Raw genomic sequence first — 18,232 nt, forward strand, 5'->3', positions numbered from 1 at the left:
CCGCGCGCCGTGACAAAGCGTATCTCAACGCGGCAAAACGCAACTCGGAGAGAGACCCCATGAACCTCGAATTCACCCCCGAAGAACAGGCCTTCCGCGAGGAAGTCCGCAGCTTCATCGCCGAAAACTATCCCAAGCACCTCGCCGATTTCGGCATGCGCGAGGATATGGCGCGCGAGGATTTCGTCGCCTGGCACAAGATCCTCGGGGCGAAGGGCTGGTCGGTTCCGGCATGGCCGACCCAATATGGCGGCACCGGCTGGAGCCCGACCCAGCGCTACATCTGGTCGGAAGAGAACGCCCGCGTCAACGCGCTGATGCCGCTGCCCTTCGGCGTGTCGATGGTCGGCCCCGTCATCTACACCTTCGGTTCGGAAGAGCAGAAGGCCAAGCACCTCCCCGGCATCCGCAGCGGCGAGGTGTGGTGGTGCCAGGGCTATTCGGAACCGGGCGCGGGCTCGGACCTTGCCAGCCTCAAGACCACCGCGGTGCGCGACGGCGACCATTACGTCATCAACGGCCAGAAGACCTGGACGACGCTTGCCCAGCATGCCGACTGGGGCTTCTTCCTGTGCCGCACCGATCCCGCCGCCAAGCAGCAGGAAGGGATCAGCTTCATCCTCGTCGACATGAAGACGCCGGGGGTGGAAGTGAAGCCGATCAAGCTGCTGGACGGCGGCTACGAGGTCAACGAGACCTGGCTCACCGACGTGCGCGTGCCGGTCGAGAATCTTGTGGGGGTTGAAAACAAGGGCTGGACCTATGCAAAGTTCCTGCTCGCGCATGAACGCTCGGGGATTGCGGGCGTGGCGCGCAGCAAGCGCGGCGTCGAGAAGCTGCGCGAGATCGCAGCGCACGAGACGCTCGATGGCGCGCCGCTGATCAAGGATTTCGACTTCGCCAAGAAGGTGAGCCAGCTGGAGATCGATCTCGCCGCGCTCGAGATCACCGAACTGCGCACGCTGGCGGGCGAGCAGGCGGGCAAGGGTCCGGGACCGGAAAGCTCGATCCTCAAGATCAAGGGCACCGAAATCCAGCAGCGCCTGACCGAACTGACGCTGGAAGCGGTCGGCACCTATTCCGCGCCCTACATGGGCGGGGTGTCGAACGACAACGGCTCGAACGAGCACCCGGTCGGCCCCGACTACGCAGCCCATGCCGCGGCGACCTATTTCAACATGCGCAAGACCAGCATCTACGGCGGATCGAACGAGATCCAGCGCAACATCATCACCAAGATGATCCTCGGCCTTTAACAGCGCGAGCGACGGGAGAGAATTCGTGGATTTTAACTTCACCGAAGAACAGGGCATGGTGCGCGACAGCCTCTCGCGGCTGGTGCGCGAGCAATATGGCTTCGAGGAGCGCCGCAAGGCGATCGCCAGCGCCGATGGCTGGCGGCCCGAAGTGTGGGCGCAGCTCGCCGAGCTCGGCATTCTCGGGATGCCCTTCTCGGAAGCCGACGGCGGCTTTGGCGGCGACGCGGTCGATGCGATGGTGATCATGGAGGAGTTCGGCAAGGGTCTGGTGATCGAGCCTTTCCTGCCCACCGTGGTCTGCGCCGGCGGCTTCCTGAAGCACGGCGGGACGGCGGCGCAGAAGGAAGAGCATATCGGCGCGATCGTCTCAGGGACCGCGGTGTTCGCCTTCGCCTATGCCGAGCCCAGGGGCCGCTATGACTATGCCGACCTCGAAACCACCGCCAGGAAGGACGGCGGGGCTTACGTGCTCAACGGCCACAAGGCGGTCGTCATCGGCGCGCCGTGGGCGAGCCACCTTGTCGTCACCGCGAGCACCGGCGGCGAGCGGCGGGACCGGGGCGGGGTTTCGGTCTTCGTCCTCGCCAAGGACACGCCCGGCGTCACCACCCGCGACTATGTGACGGTCGATGGGCGCCGCGCCTCGGAAGTCTTCTTCGAGAATGCCGCTGTCGGCGCCGAAGCCCTGATCGGGGCCGAGGGCGAGGGGCTGGCGCTGATCGAGCGCGTCACCGACGAAGCCATCGCCGCGCTGTGCGCCGAGGCCTGCGGGGCGATGAAGGTCGCCCATGCGATGACCGTGGAATATTCTCGCCAGCGCAAGCAGTTCGGCGTGCCGATCGGCAGCTTCCAGGTGCTCCAGCACCGCATGGTCGACATGTACACGGCCTATGAAACCGCGGTCTCGCTCACCTATCTCGCCACGCTGCGGCTGGGCAGCGACGAGCGGACCCGCAAGCTCGCGGTCTCGGCCGCGAAGGTCGGCGTCGGCCAGTCGGCGCGGCTGATCGGGCAGGAAGCGGTGCAGATCCACGGCGGCAACGGCGTCACGGATGAATATGCCATCGGCCACTACTTCAAGCGCCTGACGATCTTCGACAGCGAGTTCGGCAATGTCGACCACCACCTGAAGCGCCACGTCGCGCTGAGTTGAGGCGCGCGCCATGGCACCGCAAACCCCGCGCCCGGCAGCCCCGGGGGCGGGGTTTTCTTATGGCGCTGTAACCGTCTGCCGCGCGCCGGCGAACCGGGCGGCATGAGAGCGGACGAACCGACCCTTGCGCGGCTGATGCGCCTCTCGCAAGCGGGCGACAAGCAGGCCTATGCGACCTTGCTGGAAAGCTGCCAGCGCTGGCTGCGGAGCTATTACGCCCGCCGCGTCGCGCCCTCCAGTCTCGATGATCTGGTGTAGGAGACGCTGATCGCGCTCCACACCAAGCGCGCCTCGTGGGATGCCTCGCGGCCGTTCCTGCCGTGGCTCGCGGCGATCGCGCGCTACCGCTGGGTCGATCACCTGCGCCGCCTCTACCGCGCCGACGAGCACGAATTGCACGAGGAGCTGATCGGCACCGATGATGAACCCGGCATCGCCGCGCGCATCAGCCTCGATCGGCTGCTCGGCCTGCTCCCGCCCGCGCAGGAGCGCGCCATCGCGCTCGTCAAGATCGAGGGCCTCTCCATCGCCGAGGCGTCCGCCGCGACCGGGCAGAGCGAGAGCCTGGTCAAGGTCAACATCCACCGCGGGCTGAAAAGGCTCGCGGCCATCATCGAGAAAGAATGACAATGCCGCAGCGTTCCGATGCCCTGATTGCCGAACTGGTGGACGGTCTGGAACCGGTGAGGCCGCTACACTTTGCCGAGGGCGTGGCGCTGGCGCTGGGCGCGGCGGCGGTCACGGCGGTGGCGGTGGTCGCCGCCTTCGGGCTGCGCGCCGAGTGGCTGGCGGGCCACCTCGATCCGATGCAACTGGTCTCGACGCTGCTGTTCCTCGGCCTGGCGCTCGCGGCGAGCGTGGCGGTGGTGGTGATGAGCCGCCCGCAGGTGGGCAGCGATCATTCGGGCTGGCGCTGGGCGGCGGCAATGGCGGGGCTGCTGCCGCTGGCGGGCGTGATCGTGGCGCTGGCGCGCGGCGCTTCGGGCCTGTCGCCCGAACTGATGCGCCACGGGGCCGAGTGCCTGGCGGGCGGCAGCGCGGCCTCGCTGCTGGTCTTCGCGCTGCTGACGGCGTGGCTGCGGCGCGGCGCGCCGACCGCGCCCGAACGCGCCGGGCTGGTGGCCGGGGTGGCGGCGGGGGCCTTCGGGATCTTCGCCGCCTCGCTCCACTGCGGCGACAACGACATCGTCCACATCGGCCTGTGGCACAGCGCGGTGGTCGCGGTGACCGGGCTTGCGGGCCGCGCGCTGGTGCCGCGCCTCATCCGCTGGTGAGCGGGTTCAGGCGCTGGTGAGCGGCTTCAGGCGGTCGCGCGCATCACCAGTTCGGGCGGCAGCACCAGGCTCTCGGTGGTCTCTCCCGCCAGCCGCCGCAGCAGCAGATCGACGAGCCCGCGCGCGCCAACCGCGATATCCTGCCTTACGGTGGACAGCGGCGGGATGGTCTGGCGGGCGATCGGCAGATCGTCGAAACCGACCAGCTTGATGTCCTCGGGCACCGACAGGCCTTGCGCGCGCAGTTCGGCAAGGCACAGCGCGGCGAGGGTGTCGGTGGCGGCGAAGATGCCGTCGATCGCGCCCGCGCAGGCCGCCAGATGGCCCGCGATCTCCTCGCTCGCGCGGTCGGGAGAGAGGTGGGTGGCAAGCGCCCGCACCGCCGGCAGCCCCATCCGCGCGGCAACATCCTGCGCGCCGGCAAAGCGCGCGGCAAATTCCATCGGGCCGGTATCGCCGAGAAACGCCAGCCGGCGCGCGCCGGCCGCAACCAGGCGCTCGGCCGCGAGCCGGCCCCCCAGCCGGTTGTCGGTGCCGACCACGCAATGCCGCTGGCCTTCGGTGTGGTTCCCCCACACCACCATCGCGCGGTAACCGTCGGCGACCTCCTCGATCCGCTCGAACTGGTCGGACTGGCCGATCACGATCACCCCGTCGATCATGCCCGAACCGATGAAGCGGTCGAGCCAGTCGGGATCGCTGTCAGGCACCACGCGGCGCAGCATCAGGTCATAGCCGTGGGTGGTGAGTTCGTCGGCGAGGAAGCCGAGCAGGGTCATGAAGAAGCTGTCGGAAATCTGCTGGCGGATATCATGGCCGAGCGGGATGACGACCCCGATCACCCCGGTCTTCTGGCGGCGCAATCCGCTCGCCATCTGGTTGGGGCGAAAGCCGTGTTCGCGGGCGAGCGCCTCGATCTTCTCGCGGGTGCGGGTGTTGACGAGGCTCTTGCCGGCAAGCGCGCGGCTGACCGTGCCGGGCGAGACCCCGGCAAGGCGCGCCAGATCGGTGATGGTGCGCACGCTGGTGCGCGCAGTCCTGTCGTCGCCGGCGGCCATGTCTCTCCTCTCAGCCGGCCGCGAGCCCCTGTTCCCGGGGGCTGCGATGGCCCGCATCGACCAGCAGCGTAGCGATGGCGCCCGCCAGCATCAAGATACCCCCCAGCATCAGCACATTGCGCGGATCGCCGCCCAGCAGCGGCTCGTAGATCAGCGGCATGGTCAGGGTCTGGATCAGCATCGGCACGACGATGAACAGGTTGAAGATGCCCATGTAGATGCCGTTGCGTGCCGGCGGGATGCAATCGGCGAGCATCACATAGGTGTTGCCCATCATCCCTGCCCAGCCGATGCCGATGCCAATCATCAGCACCATGAGGCCCGGCACGCTCGAGACGCCCGGGATCAGCAGCATCGCCGCCCCCGATGCGGCAAGGCAAGCCGCATGGGTGGGCCGCGCGCCGAAGCGGCGGACGATCGGGATCAGCGCCAGCGCGCCGAGAAAGGCGACGAAATTGTAGAGCGCGCCCGCCTGCTGGGTGGTCAGCGTCGCCTCGCGGAAGGCGGTGCTGGCCGGATCGCTGGTGTCGTAGAGGCTGCGGCCGACCGCGAAGGTGACATACTGCCAGTAAGCGAACATCGCGTACCACTGGCACAGCATCGCGCCCGCCAGCTGGCGCATCGGGCGCGGCATTTCGGCAAGCGCGTCGCGGATCTCGGCAAGGGTGCCGCGCGCGGTCAGCGGCTTTTCGGCCAGCCCGGCCCTGGCGGCGGCATCCAGCGGCAGCTCGCGCACCCGCAGCACCGACCACAGGATCGTCGAAAGCGAAAGCACCGCGCCGATCACGAAGGCGATCCGCACGATCACCGGAATGCCGTTGGCATCGAGCACGTCGCGCGCCACGAACGCGGTGAGCAGCGAGGGCGCGAGGTAGGACAGGGTCTGGGCAAGTCCGGTGAACGCGCTCTGCGTGAGGAAGCCGACCGAGCGCTGTTCGGGCGCGAGCCGATCGGCGACATAGGCGCGGTAGGGCTCCATGGTGATGTTGTTGCCGGCATCGAGGATCCACAGCAGCGATGCAGCCATCCACAAGGCGGACGAATAGGGCATGGCAAAGAGGCTGAGCGAACAGATCACCGCGCCGACCAGGAAATAGGGCGTGCGGCGGCCGATGCGCGTGTCGGTGCGGTCGCTCATCGCGCCCACGATCGGCTGGATCAGAAGCCCGGTCATCGGCCCTGCCAGCCACAGCAGCGGCATCGCAGCCTCGTCCGCGCCGAGGAAGCCATAGATCGGCCCCATGTTCGCCTGCTGCAATCCGAAAGAGAATTGCAGGCCGAAGAAGCCGATGTTCATCTCGATGATTCTGAGCAGCGAAAGCCGCGGCTTTTCCGACATGTGAGGCCTCATCCCAATTGTGTCCTTGCGCCTTATAACCGACGCTGTGGCTGGGAGGTGACATGAATCCGCGCCATTTGCAAACGATTGCAAGATTCCTGTTGCAAACGTTTGCAAGATGTTTAGGCCTCGCATCGTCAGCGCCCGAAGATGCGCGAACCGAGAGGAGAAGACCTATGAAATTGCGTTACGCGCTTTGCGCCGGTGCCGCCGTGTCGGCCTTCATCGCCGCCACTCCCGCCTTCGCGCAGGATTCGGCCGACGAGACGGTCGAGGGCGAGGAAATCATCGTCACCGCGGTCGCCCGCGGCCAGAACCGCCTCGAAAGCTCGGTCTCGGTCAGCGCCATCGGTGCCGAAGCCATCACCAAGCTCAACGCGCCGTCCTCGGCCGATCTCATCCGCCAGATCCCGGGCATCCGCTCGGAAGCATCGGGCGGTGAAGGCAATGCCAACATCGCGGTCCGCGGCATCCCCGTCTCGACCGGCGGTGCGCGCTATATCCAGCTTCAGGAAGACGGCCTGCCGATCCTCGAATTCGGCGACATCATCTTCGGCAACGCCGACAACTTCCTGCGCGCCGACCGCTCGGTCGCCCGCGTCGAAGCGGTGCGCGGCGGTTCGGCCTCGACCTTCGCCTCGAACGCGCCGGGCGCGGTGATCAACTTCATCTCGAAGGACGGCAAGGAGGAAGGCGGCGCGATCCAGGGCAGCGTCGGCCTCGATTTCGAGACCTATCGCCTCGATTTCGATTACGGCGCCCCGCTCGCCGAGGATCTCTATTTCCACGTCGGCGGCTTCTACCGCACCGGCGAAGGCCCGCGCGACATCGGCTACAACGGCTATGACGGCGGCCAGATCAAGGCCAACATCACCAAGGAATTCGAAGGCGGCTACATCCGCTTCTCGGCCAAGTATCTCGACGACAAGACCCCGACCATCCTGCCCCAGCCGGTGCGGGTGACGGGTTCGAACGGCTCGCCCGATTACCAGGCGATCGCCGGCTTCGATCCGCGCACGGATTCGCTCTACAGCCCCTACCTCACCCCTGCGGTGAGCCTTGACGGCAACAACAACCCGGCCACCTACGACTTCCGTGACGGGCTTTCGGTCCAGTCCAAGGCCTTCGGGGTCGAGGCCGAGGTCGATGTGGGCGGCGGCTGGACGCTGACCAACCGCTTCCGCTTCGCCGACAATTCGGGCGGCTTCATGTCGCCCTTCCCGGCCGGTGCCGACAGCGCGCAGAATGTCGCCAATTCCATCGGCGGCGCGGGCTCGACCATCCTGTTTGCCACCGGCCCCAATGCCGGGCAGGTCGCCAATGCCGGCACGATCGGCGGCAACGGGCTGCTGACCAACGTGGTGGTCTTCAACACCCGCCTCAACAGCCTCGACAACGTCACCAACGACTTCCGCGTCAACAAGAGCTTCGATGTCGGCGGCGGCACGGCCAACTTCACCACCGGCTTCTACCTCTCGCGCCAGACGGTCGATACCGACTGGCTGTGGACCAGCCATGTCCAGACCGTGCAGGGTGATGGCGAGGCGGTGCTCGTCAACATCCGCAACGCTGCCGGGCAGGTCGTCACGCAGAACGGCACCGTCGGCTTCGGCGCGACCTTCTTCGGCAATTGCTGTCGCCGGTCCTATGATGTCGACTACTCGACCTACGCGCCCTTCGCCTCGCTCTCGTTCGAGACCGGCCGCCTCACGCTCGATGCTTCGATCCGCTACGATTTCGGCGATGCGAGCGGCACGATCACCGGTTCGGACACGGGCTTCGGCACGGGCCTTGGCAGCTTCGATTTCGACCGCAACGGCACGATCAGCACCGCCGAGGCGCAGACCAGCGTGCTGCCGCTCGGCAATGCCCGTCCGGTCAATTACGACTTCGACTACTTCAGCTATTCGCTGGGGGCGAACTACCTCGTCTCGGATGATCTCGGCGTGTTCGCCCGCATCAGCCGCGGCGGGCGTCACACCGCCGACCGCTCGCTGTTCTCGCCTGCGGTCAGCACCACCGACGGCAGCCTGCCGGGCGGTGACGCCGGGGTGATCGCGAAGGTCAACCAGATCGAAGTGGGCGCCAAGTACCAGTCGGGCGGCATCGGCTTCTACGCCACCGGCTTCTTCGCCAAGACCGAGGAAACTAATGTCGAGCTCGCCCCGCTCGAACTGTTCGACAGCACCTACGAGGCCTTCGGGATCGAGCTTGAAGGCTCCTACCGCACCGGCCCCTTCAGCCTGACGGCGGGCGCGACCTGGACGGATTCGGAGATCAAGGACGCGCTCGATGCGACCACCATCGGCAACACCCCGCGCCGCCAGGCCGATCTCGTCTACCAAGCCACCGCGCAGTACGAGACCGACCAGTTCACGCTCGGCGCCAACCTGGTCGGCACCACCGACAGCTACACGCAGGATAGCAACCAGCTGAAGCTGCCCGCCTACACGCAGGTCAACGCCTTCGTCGCCTTCCGCCCGATCGATCGGATCGAGGTCGGCCTCAATGCGTCCAACCTGTTCAACGCCGTCGGCTACACCGAAGCGGAAGAAGGCTCGATCCCGGCGAACGGGATCGTGCGCGCCCGCTCGATCGCCGGGCGCACCGTGCTTGCCTCGATCCGGTTTGACTTCTGACAACCGGACCGCGTGCAAAAGGGGCTGGCCGCCAACTCTCCCCGGCGGCCAGCCCACTTGTTTTCCTGAAGTGACGTGACGGGATGACGCCTCGCATGACCAGCGTGTGGACTGCCGAACAGGTGCGCGGGATCGCTGCTGGGCCACCAGCTGCGGCGCTGATCCCGGCGGTGGAGGGTGCTGCGCGCGGGTCTCTCGATGCGGGGCGGCTTTACTGGGACATGTGGCCGTTGCAGGACGCGGACGGCCACCGCACGGTGCTTGCCGGGCGCGAGCTGTGGATGGCGCTGACCGCGCCCGACCGCGGCGATCCCGCGCTCAGGCACTTCGAGGCAAAGATCCACTGGCTCGAACGGCGCGGGGACGATTGGTTCGATCACGGGCCCGTCCTTCCCGATAGGCCGGGCCCCTACGAACGCGAGTGGGCGGGCTCGGCGCTCTACCGTAACGGCATCGTCACCCTGTTCTTCACCGCCGCCGGCACCGCCGCGCGCAGCGGCGGCTACCAGCAGGAGCTGTGGGCCGCGAGCGCGCCGGTCGGCGCGGATGGCTGGCCCGCCTTCTGGTCCGCGCCCGCGCCGCTCGTGACCGGCTACGGCCCCCATTACATGCCCGCCGATGCCCACGAGGGCGCGCCCGGAACGATCAAGGCCTTCCGCGACCCGGCATGGTTCCGCGACCCGGCCGACGGCGCCGAATACCTCGCCTTCACCGCCAGCCTTGCAGGCTCTGCCAGCGCCTTCAACGGCGCCTTCGGCCTCGCCCGCAAGCGCGCCGACGCCAGCTGGGAGCTGCTCCCCCCTGCGATCCACGCAGAGGGCGTCAACAACGAGCTTGAACGCGCCCATCTGGTATTCCACGCCGGTTCCTACTACGCCTTCTGGTCGACCCAGACATCGACCTTCGCCGATGGTCTGGGCCACGCACCGGGAGGGCTTTACGGGATGGTGGCTGGCAGCATGGAAGGGCCGTGGAGGCCCCTCAACGGGACGGGCCTCGTGCTCGCCAACCCCGAGGATGCCGCGCAGCAGACATACAGCTGGTATGTCGATGCAGACTTCACCGTGTGCAGCTTCGTCGATGTGCTTCCCAACGACAGCTTCGGCGGCGTCCCGGCCGCGCTGCTGCGCCTGACGCTCGACGGCGAGACCGCAGGGCTCGCGCTGGAGCGTGCCGTCTGATGCTGGCTGCGATCGAGGCGGGGGGCACCAAGTTTGTCCTCGCGGTCGGCCCGTCGCCTGACACCATCACCGCCCGCCACACCATCCCGACCCGCGATCCGCAGGCGACGCTTGCCGAGGCGGCGGCGTGGTTCGCCGCGCAGGGGCCCTTGACCGCGCTCGGGATCGGCAGCTTTGGCCCGGTCGAACTGGACCGCGCCGCTGCGAACTGGGGCTTCATCACCACCACCCCCAAGCCCGGCTGGGCGCACACCGATGTCGCGCGCCGCCTGGCAGGCGCGCTCGGCGGAGTGCCGGTCGGCTTCGACACCGATGTCAACGCCGCCGCGCTCGCCGAACACGCCGCGCGGGGCGGGGCGGGCGCGGGAGCCGGGAGCCTCGCCTACCTCACCAGCGGCACCGGCATCGGCGGGGGGCTGGTGGTGGACGGCAGGCCCGTCCACGGCATCGCCCACCCGGAAGTCGGCCACATCTACCCGCGCCGGGCGCCCGGGGACAGCGACTTTCCCGGCGTCTGCCCGCATCACGGCGACTGCCTCGAAGGCCTCGCCGCCGGGCCTGCGGTGATGGCCCGCTGGGGCGCCTCGCTCTCCGAGCTTGGCGAAGGCCACCCCGCCCACGCGATCATCGCCGATTATGTCGCGCAGGCCTGCCACACCCTCTTCGCGAGCGTCGCGGTCGAAGAGGTGGTGATCGGCGGCGGGGTCGCGCAGACCCCCGGCCTGGTCGAGCGCATCGCCGCGCGCGCCCGCGAGCTGGACGCAGGCTACCTCCCCGGCGGCGCGCGCCACCGCATCATCGCCCCGCGCCTCGGCACCGACAGCGGCATCACCGGCGCGATGCTGCTCGCCGCAAGGGCCGCTGCCGAGGCTTGAACCGGCCTCCGGCTCCCGCGATAAGGGGGGCAAGGGAGAGATACTGATGTTCCGCTTCATCGCGATGCTGGCCGCTCTGATCGGGTTTGCCATGCCGCTTGCCGCCGCCGACACCGGCCGCCTCGTCGAATACCGCGAGGTCGCCGCCGCGGGCCTGCCCGCCCAGCGCCTCTCGATCTGGCTGCCGCCCGGCTACGACGCGGGCGAGCGCCGCTACCCGGTGCTCTACATGCATGACGGGCACAACCTGTTCGATGTCAAGAACAGCAACTTCAACAAGATCTGGGCCGCCGATGCCGCGATGCTGGCGGCGATGGCGAGCGGCAAGGTCGAACCGCACATCATCGTCGGCATCTGGGCGCCGGGGAGCGACCGGCACCGGCAATACCTGCCCCGCAGTCTCTACGACATGACCAGCGGCAACCTGCGCGCGCAGATGGACGGGATGACGAAGGGCGGGGTGATCTCGCAAGCCTATCTGGCGTGGATTGCCGGGCCCTTGAAGAGCTGGGTCGACACCTCCTTCCGCACCCGCCCGGGCCGCGACGACACCGCGATCGTGGGATCGAGCATGGGCGGGCTGATGAGCTGCTATGCCTTTCTCGAAGCGCCCACCGTGTTTGGCCGCGCGGGCTGCGTCTCCTCGCACTGGCCGGCGGTCGATCCGCGCGCCATTGACGCGGGCGAGCTCAAGGCGCTGTGGGACGGCTGGTTCGCCGCGCGCCTCGGCGCGCCCGATGGCCGGCGGGTGTGGATGGACCACGGCACCGCCACGCTCGATGCCTTCTACGCGCCCTACCAGCAGGTCGTCGACGCGCGGTTCGCCAAGGCAGGCTGGCAGAGGGGCCGCGACTGGGAGAGCCGGATCTACGAGGGCGCCGAGCACGAGGAGAACGCCTGGGCCGCGCGGCTTCCCGAGGTGTTCGGGTGGTTGCTGGCGAAGGATTAGCGCAGGGCGAAAGCCTGTCTCGCCAGTGCCTCGATCGCCGGCTTGTCAGGCGCGCCCTTGGGCGAGACCCAGCTGCCGCCCACGCACAGCACTGGATCAAAGGCGAGCCATTCAGGCGCGTTTGCAAGGCTGATCCCGCCAGTCGGGCAGAACCGGACGCTTCCGAAAGGCGCGGCGAGCGCCTTCAGTGCGGGCAGGCCCCCTGCCGCCATCGCCGGGAAGAACTTGAAGCGGTCAAGCCCGAGGTCGAGCCCGCGCATGATGTCGCCCGCATTGGCGATGCCGGGGAGGAAGGGCACGCCGCTCGCCACCGCCGCACGCCCGAGCGTCTCGGTCAGGCCGGGGGAGACGATAAATTCGCTCCCCGCTTCCAGCGCCGCATCAAGCTCGCGCGGATTGGTGACCGTGCCAGCGCCGACGATGGCGCCCGGAACCGCTTTCATCGCCCGGATCGCAGCCAGCGCGGCAGGCGTGCGCAGCGTGACTTCGAGCACGCGAAGCCCGCCTGCAACCAGCGCTTCGGCAAGCGGCACGGCGTGGGCCTCGTCCTCGATCACGATCACCGGGATCACCGGCGCGGTGCGCATGATGGCGTCGATATTCATTTTCACATTCCTCCGGTCGCCAGCATCGCGCTGGCCCCTTGTTCCGCCCCGTCGGCGAAGCGGCGCAGCATGCCGAACAGCTCGCGGCCCACGCCCTGATCTGCGCGCGGATCGGGGGCGGGGTCGCGCGCGGCGAGATCGGCGGTGGTCGAAAGCTCGCCGGTGACCGCGCACACGCGCACGATGTCGCCATCGCGCAGACGGGCGAGCGGGCCGCCGCCGAGCGCCTCGGGCGTGCAGTGGATGGCCGCGGGCACCTTGCCGCTCGCGCCCGACATGCGGCCATCGGTGACCAGCGCGACCTTGAAGCCGCGGTCCTGGAGCACGCCCAAGGGCGGGGTGAGCTTGTGGAGTTCCGGCATCCCGTTGGCGCGCGGGCCCTGGAAGCGCACCACCACCACCACGTCGCGGTCAAGCTCGCCCGCCTTGAAGGCGGCGGCGACGGCGGCCTGGTCCTCGAACACGCGGGCCGGGGCCTCGATGGTCCAGCGCGCTTCATCGACCGCCGAGGTCTTGAAGCAGGCGCGCCCGAGATTGCCTTGGATGAGGCGAATGCCGCCATCGGCCTTGAAGGGGCTGGCGACCGGGCGCAGCATGGTGTCGTCGCCGCTCGGCCCGACCTCGCGCCAGACGAGGTCATCGCCCTCGAGCCCCGGCTCCTTGGCGTAGTCGGCAAAGCCCCCGCGCGCGACGGTGAGGATGTCGCCATGCGCGAGGCCCGCCTCGAGCAGTTCGCCGATGACAAAACCCATGCCGCCCGCATTGTGGAAATGGTTCACGTCGCCCGCGCCATTGGGATAGACCTGCGCAATCAGCGGGACGGCGCTGGACAGCTCGGAAAGGTCGTTCCAGTCGAAGAACACGCCGGCCGCGCGCGCCATCGCGGGCAGGTGGATCGCGTGGTTGGTCGAGCCGCCGGTGGCGAGCAGGCCGACCGCCGCGTTGACGATCGCCTTCTCGTCGACGACGAGGCCCAAGGGGCGGTAATCGCCGGTCTTGCGGCCGATCTGAGCCACCCGGTGCACCGCCGCGCGGTCCAGCGCCTGGCGCAGCTTGGTGCCGGGGTTGACAAAGGCGGAGTTGGGGACGTGCAGCCCCATCATCTCCATCATCATCTGGTTGGAATTGGCGGTGCCGAAGAAGGTGCAGGTGCCCTGCGAATGGTAGCTGCCCATCTCGCTTGCCAGCAGTTCGGCGCGGGTCGCCTTGCCTTCGGCATAGAGCTGGCGGACCCGCTGCTTTTCCTTGTTGGCAATGCCGGTCGGCATCGGCCCGCCGGGGACGAAGATCATCGGCAGGTGGCCGAACCGCAATGCGCCCATCAACAGGCCGGGCACGATCTTGTCGCAGATGCCGAGCATCAGCGCCCCGTCGAACATCGCGTGGGAGAGCGCGACCGCAGTCGAAAGCGCGATCACGTCGCGGCTGAACAGCGACAGCTCCATCCCCGTCTCGCCCTGCGTCACCCCGTCGCACATCGCCGGAACGCCGCCTGCGACCTGCGCGGTGGCGCCGATTTCGCGGGCGTAGAGCTTGAGGCGTTCGGGGTAGCGGTAATAGGGCGCATGGGCGCTGAGCATGTCGTTATAGGCGCTGACGATGCCGATATTGGCGCCGCGCGCGGCGACCAGCGCGGGCTTGTCCTCCTCCATCCCGGCATAGGCGTGGGCGAGGTTGGAGCAGGACACGGCCGAACGCTCGCCCATGTTGTCGCCCTCGCGGCGGATCAGGTCGAGATAGGCGGCGCGGGCTTCGCGGGAGTTGGCGATGACGCGCTGGGTGACGCGGTGGAGGGTGTCATGAAGGGGCTTACTCATGCCAGGTCACTCCGTCCCGCTCGGCCAGCGCGATCGCGGCAGACGGCCCCCAGCTGCCCGCGGTATAGGTCTTGGGGGTCAGGCCATCGGCGTCCCACTGGCTGCGGATCGCATCGACCCATTCCCACTGCGCCTCGACCTCGTCCCTGCGCACGAACAGCGTCTGGTCGCCTTCAACCAGATCAAGCAGCAGGCGTTCGTAGGCGATGCGCCGCACCGCGCCCGAGAAGGCATCGGGCATGGCGATGTTGAGCGGCACCTGGCGCAGGCGGATGCCCTCGCGGTCGAGGCCCGGGACCTTGGCCATCAGCGAGAGGGTGATGTTCTCTTCGGGCTGGATGCCGATGACGAGGCGGTTGGGCTGCATCGTGGCGCCCTTTCCGGCGAAGATCGAATGCGGCACGCAGCGGAACTGGATGACGATCTCGGTGACGCGCTTGGGCATGCGCTTGCCCGTGCGCAGGTAGAAGGGCACGCCCTTCCAGCGCCAGTTATCGACATGGCCCTTGATCGCGACGAAGGTTTCGGTGTCAGATGGCTTGCCGAGTTCCTCGTCATAGCCCGGCACCGCCTGGCCCTGGATCGCGCCCGCGCGGTACTGGCCGGTGACGGTCTCGTTCGAGGCGACCCGGCGCAGCGCGCGCAGCACCTTGACCTTCTCGTCACGCACCGCGGTTGCATCGAAGTGCGCGGGCGGCTCCATCGCCACGAGCGCGAGCAACTGGAGCATGTGGTTCTGCACCATGTCGCGGATCGCGCCGGCATCGTCGTAGAAGGCGACGCGGCCTTCGAGGCCGACGGTCTCGGCAACGGTGATCTGCACATGCTCGATATGGGCCGCGTTCCACAGCGGCTCGAACATCAGGTTGGCAAACCGCAGCGCGAGGAGGTTCTGCACCGTCTCCTTGCCGAGATAGTGGTCGATGCGGAAGATGCGGTTTTCGGGGAAGGCGGCGGCGACCGCGTCGTTGATCTCGCGGCTGGTGGCAAGGTTGGTGCCGAGCGGCTTTTCGAGGCACATGCGCACGGTATCGCCGGTCAGCCCGGCCGATTGCAGCCCCTTGATGGTCGGCTCGAACAGGCTTGGCGCGGTCGAGAGGAAGATGGCAAGGCCGCGTTCGGGGGTGCCGACCTTGGCAGCGAGCGCGGCGTAGCCTTCCAGCGCGGTCGCATCCAAGGTCTGGTAGGCGAGGCGATTGAGAAACCCCGCCATCTGCCCGCGGCGTTCGGCCGGGAGGTATTTCTCGAGCGCCGCGCGGGCGAAGTTCCTGTATTCGCTGTCGCCCAGCTCGGAACGGGCGGTGCCGATGATCTTGAGGTCGGGCGCGAGCAGCCCGTCGGCATCGAGCGCGAACAGGCTCGGCAACAGCATGCGCTGGGCAAGGTCGCCGGTGGCTCCGAACAGCAGCAAGCGGTCAGCGGTGAAGCTCATGGCGGATAGCCCCCTTCTTGTCGCGCCCTACCTAGGCGCGTGGGGGATTATCCGCCAGTGGGCGCATACTTATTCAAATATGTCGGCAACGCCCGAGGCGTCCGGGCCGACCGCCGGCTTCCTCGCGAAAATCCCGAAGCCGGCGATGATCGCGTAGCACGCCGCGGGCAGCACCAGTGCAAAGGCGAGGCTCGTCGCATCGGCGAGCGCGCCGTACATCGGCGGGATGATCGCACCCCCGGCGATCGCGACGTTGATGATCCCCGATCCGTCCGCCGCGCGCGGGCCGAGCTTCTCGCAGGCGAGGCTGAAGATCGTCGGGAACATGATCGCGTTCATCAGGCCCACCGCGAGCAGCGCATAGCCCGCGACCACGCCGGTGGTGTTTGCCGAGACCGCGATCAGCGTGATCGCCCCAGCGGCCACTGCCGCCAGCGTCAGGCCGGGGCTGACGAGCCGCAGCACCGCCGAACCGATGAAGCGGCCCACCAGCGCGCCGAACCAGTAGAGCGAAACCATCCAGCCGATCACGCTTTCCGGCTGGCCGAGGATATCGGCCTGCGCGAGGTAATTGATGATGAAGCTGCCGATCGCGACTTCCGCGCCGACGTAAAGGAAGATGCACGCTGCGCCGTAGCCGAAGCGCGGGCGCTTCAGCAGGGCGAGGCCTTCGGCGAGACTGGTCTGTTCGTGCGTCTCGCCCTTCAACCGGTTGCGGAACAGCCACACCGCGCCCGCCACCAGCGCCAGCGCGGCGGCAAGGCCGAGATAGGTGCTGGTGATGATTGCGCTTTCGGTCTGGCGATAGGTCTGCAAGGCCTCGCCCGAAAGATCGGCGGCGCTGACATTGGCGATGCTGCCGAGGATGATGCCCGCGCCCACGATCGGAAAGACCGTGGTGCCCAGCGAATTGAACGCCTGTGCAAAGGTCAAGCGGCTATGCGTGGTGCGTTCCGGCCCCAGCAGGCTGATCAGCGGGTTGGAAACGATCTGCACCAGCACCACGCCGGTCGCGAGGATGAAGTAGGCGAACAGGAACATCGGGAAGAGCGCGGTCTGGCTCGCCGGGATGAACAAGAGGCAGCCGCCCATCATGGTGACAAGCCCCGCCGCCGCGCCGCGCATGTAGCCGAGCCTTTTGACCAGCCGCGCGCCCGGGATGCCGACAATCGCGTAAGCGATGAAGAAGCAGAACTGCACCAGGCTCGCCTCGAAGAAGTTGAGCGTGAACAGCTCCTTGAGTTTGGGGATGATGATATCGTTGAGGCTGGTGATCCCGCCGAAGATGAAGAACAGCGCAAAGACGAAGTAGTTGAGGCCCGGCGCGTCGACCTGCGGCGCATTGCCGCTCGCATGCCCGAAATCCCCCGCGGCCGTGCCGCCCGGTGCCATTGCCATCGCTGCTGTCTCCCCAAGCGCTGTCTGTTGCGAACGTTCACAATCCGCGCATCGCTGTCAACCTGCAAGAAGCGCCGCCGCATTTCCAGTGCGAATAGGAATGCAGGCCAAAGAACCCGGACCCTTGCGCGGGGATGACATCGCGCCCTAGAGAATAATCCCATGAACGGGGGATCAAAGAGGCGGCCGACATCCTTCGATGTCGCGGAACGGGCAGGCGTCAGCCAGCCGACGGTCAGCCGTGCCCTCTCGGGCAGCCCCGCGATCGCCGAGGCGACCCGCCGCAAGGTCATCGAAGCCGCCGAGGCGCTGGGCTATTTCGTCGACGAGCGCGCCGCGCGGCTCAGGCGCGGTTCGACCGGCACGCTCGCGGTGGTGGTGATCTGCCGCGAGGGGGACAGCGCCTCCTCCATCAACCCTTTCGCCTATGCCCTGCTCGGCAGCGTGTGCGTCGCAGCCTCGGAAAAGGGGTTCGAGACGCTGGTGAGCTTCCAGGCGCGGCCGCAGGATTTCTTCGGGCATTACCAGGAACAGGGCCGCGCCGATGGCCTCGTGGTGATCGGCACCACCACCAATGCTGCCGCATGGGAGCATTTCCGCGGGCTCGATGCAGCGACGCGCCGGGTCGCCTATTGGGGATCGCCCTTCGACGAGCTTGACTGGGTGCGCTCGGACAACCGCGCCGCGGGCCGCCTTGCGACCCAGCATCTGCTGGCGCAGGGCTACCGGCGCCCGTGTTTCCTCGGGGCGCTGGGCACCCCGCAGGTGCAGTTCACCGAACGCTACGAAGGCTATGCCGAAGCGATGCGCGCAGCCGGCCTCGAGCCGTGCCTTGCCCCCACCGTCAACGCCGCCACCCGCGAGGAGGAAGGCCGCCGCGCCGCGCGCCGCCTGATCGAGCGGGGGGAAGATATCGACGCGGTCTTCGCCGCCTGCGACGCGATGGCGCTGGGCGCGCTCGAGGCTTTCGCCGCCGCCGACATGGCGGTGCCGCAGCAGGTGGGCGTGATGGGTTTCGATGATCTCGTCGCCGGCCGCTTCAGCCGCCCGCCGCTCACAACCATCGCCCCCGATCCCGCCGAGGCCGGCGCGGCGCTGGTCGAAGCGGTGCTCGACGATGCCGCAGAAACCCGCCGCCGCGTGCCGGTGAAGCTGATCGTGCGCGAGAGCACGGTGAAGTAAGACGGGTGAGGCTCTTCAACTCCCCTCCCCTTGGGGAGGGGTTGGGGGTGGGGGTGTCGCCATCGATCTGA

The 18,232-nt window shown here is 68.1% G+C and carries 16 protein-coding genes; 10 read left to right on the top strand and 6 right to left on the bottom strand.

The genetic code is table 11. The features are described 5' to 3' along the window. Nucleotides 1-59 precede the first annotated feature (59 nt). The 5 genes from D620_RS0102440 to D620_RS0102455 all read left to right on the top strand — a co-directional run bounded on the left by D620_RS0102440 (nt 60) and on the right by D620_RS0102455 (nt 3,686). Complete coding sequence (locus tag D620_RS0102440; protein WP_017664195.1) at nt 60-1,256, top strand: acyl-CoA dehydrogenase family protein; 1,197 nt, start codon at nt 60-62, stop codon at nt 1,254-1,256. Nucleotides 1,257-1,281: 25 nt separating this feature from the next. Continuing rightward, nucleotides 1,282-2,412, top strand: coding sequence for an acyl-CoA dehydrogenase family protein (locus D620_RS0102445; protein WP_017664196.1), 1,131 nt, complete (start codon nt 1,282-1,284; stop codon nt 2,410-2,412). Nucleotides 2,413-2,514: 102 nt separating this feature from the next. Beyond that, nucleotides 2,515-2,670 (top strand): hypothetical protein, encoded by a 156-nt coding sequence (locus tag D620_RS16895; RefSeq protein WP_324603060.1) that lies wholly within the window; start codon nt 2,515-2,517, stop codon nt 2,668-2,670. Between the two features lie 135 nt (nt 2,671-2,805). Then, on the top strand, nt 2,806-3,039 hold the full coding sequence (locus tag D620_RS16900) for a sigma factor-like helix-turn-helix DNA-binding protein (RefSeq protein ID WP_017664198.1): 234 nt from the start codon (nt 2,806-2,808) through the stop codon (nt 3,037-3,039). Between the two features lie 2 nt (nt 3,040-3,041). Continuing rightward, nucleotides 3,042-3,686, top strand: a complete 645-nt coding sequence (locus D620_RS0102455) for an NrsF family protein (RefSeq protein WP_017664199.1) — start codon at nt 3,042-3,044, stop codon at nt 3,684-3,686. A gap of 26 nt (nt 3,687-3,712) precedes the next feature. Here D620_RS0102455 and D620_RS0102460 read toward each other — a convergent pair whose 3' ends face one another. Together D620_RS0102460 and D620_RS0102465 are read right to left on the bottom strand one after the other, a co-directional pair. After that, nucleotides 3,713-4,744, bottom strand: coding sequence for a LacI family DNA-binding transcriptional regulator (locus D620_RS0102460; protein WP_017664200.1), 1,032 nt, complete (start codon nt 4,742-4,744; stop codon nt 3,713-3,715). Nucleotides 4,745-4,754: 10 nt separating this feature from the next. Further along, the gene (locus D620_RS0102465) at nt 4,755-6,083 is read right to left on the bottom strand and encodes an MFS transporter (protein WP_017664201.1); all 1,329 of its coding nucleotides are present in this window, start codon (nt 6,081-6,083) and stop codon (nt 4,755-4,757) included. Between the two features lie 176 nt (nt 6,084-6,259). On the opposite strand from D620_RS0102465, the gene D620_RS0102470 reads away from it, so the two are divergent. From D620_RS0102470 to D620_RS0102485, 4 genes are all read left to right on the top strand, one after another. Beyond that, nucleotides 6,260-8,722: a TonB-dependent receptor domain-containing protein gene (locus tag D620_RS0102470; protein WP_026091894.1), complete on the top strand. Its 2,463-nt coding sequence runs from the start codon at nt 6,260-6,262 to the stop codon at nt 8,720-8,722. Nucleotides 8,723-8,817: 95 nt separating this feature from the next. Next, a complete protein-coding gene (locus tag D620_RS0102475) occupies nt 8,818-9,903 on the top strand; it encodes a glycoside hydrolase family 68 protein (RefSeq protein WP_017664203.1) in 1,086 nt (361 codons plus the stop codon). Next, the gene (locus D620_RS0102480; protein WP_017664204.1) at nt 9,903-10,778 is read left to right on the top strand and encodes an ROK family protein; all 876 of its coding nucleotides are present in this window, start codon (nt 9,903-9,905) and stop codon (nt 10,776-10,778) included. Before D620_RS0102475 ends, D620_RS0102480 begins: the two co-directional genes overlap by 1 nt. A 46-nt stretch (nt 10,779-10,824) precedes the next feature. Then, nucleotides 10,825-11,727 (top strand): alpha/beta hydrolase, encoded by a 903-nt coding sequence (locus D620_RS0102485; protein ID WP_017664205.1) that lies wholly within the window; start codon nt 10,825-10,827, stop codon nt 11,725-11,727. Here the strand turns inward: D620_RS0102485 and eda are convergent. From eda to D620_RS0102505, 4 genes are all read right to left on the bottom strand, one after another. After that, entirely contained in the window at nt 11,724-12,332 is a 609-nt protein-coding gene (eda, locus tag D620_RS0102490) for a bifunctional 4-hydroxy-2-oxoglutarate aldolase/2-dehydro-3-deoxy-phosphogluconate aldolase (RefSeq protein ID WP_017664206.1), read from the bottom strand. The two genes, D620_RS0102485 and eda, sit on opposite strands and share 4 nt — an antisense overlap. 2 nt (nt 12,333-12,334) lie before the next feature. After that, complete coding sequence (gene edd, locus D620_RS0102495; RefSeq protein WP_017664207.1) at nt 12,335-14,149, bottom strand: phosphogluconate dehydratase; 1,815 nt, start codon at nt 14,147-14,149, stop codon at nt 12,335-12,337. Further along, on the bottom strand, nt 14,142-15,581 hold the full coding sequence (zwf, locus tag D620_RS0102500) for a glucose-6-phosphate dehydrogenase (RefSeq protein WP_017664208.1): 1,440 nt from the start codon (nt 15,579-15,581) through the stop codon (nt 14,142-14,144). Before zwf ends, edd begins: the two co-directional genes overlap by 8 nt. A gap of 69 nt (nt 15,582-15,650) precedes the next feature. Beyond that, nucleotides 15,651-16,979, bottom strand: coding sequence for a sugar MFS transporter (locus tag D620_RS0102505; protein WP_051020517.1), 1,329 nt, complete (start codon nt 16,977-16,979; stop codon nt 15,651-15,653). Between the two features lie 162 nt (nt 16,980-17,141). Here D620_RS0102505 and D620_RS0102510 point away from each other — a divergent pair, with 162 nt between their 5' ends. Beyond that, a complete protein-coding gene (locus tag D620_RS0102510) occupies nt 17,142-18,161 on the top strand; it encodes a LacI family DNA-binding transcriptional regulator (RefSeq protein ID WP_017664210.1) in 1,020 nt (339 codons plus the stop codon). The last annotated feature ends 71 nt before the right edge of the window (nt 18,162-18,232 follow it).

Origin of the sequence: Porphyrobacter sp. AAP82, assembly GCF_000331285.1 — a bacterium.
Taxonomy (GTDB): Bacteria; Pseudomonadota; Alphaproteobacteria; order Sphingomonadales; family Sphingomonadaceae; genus Erythrobacter.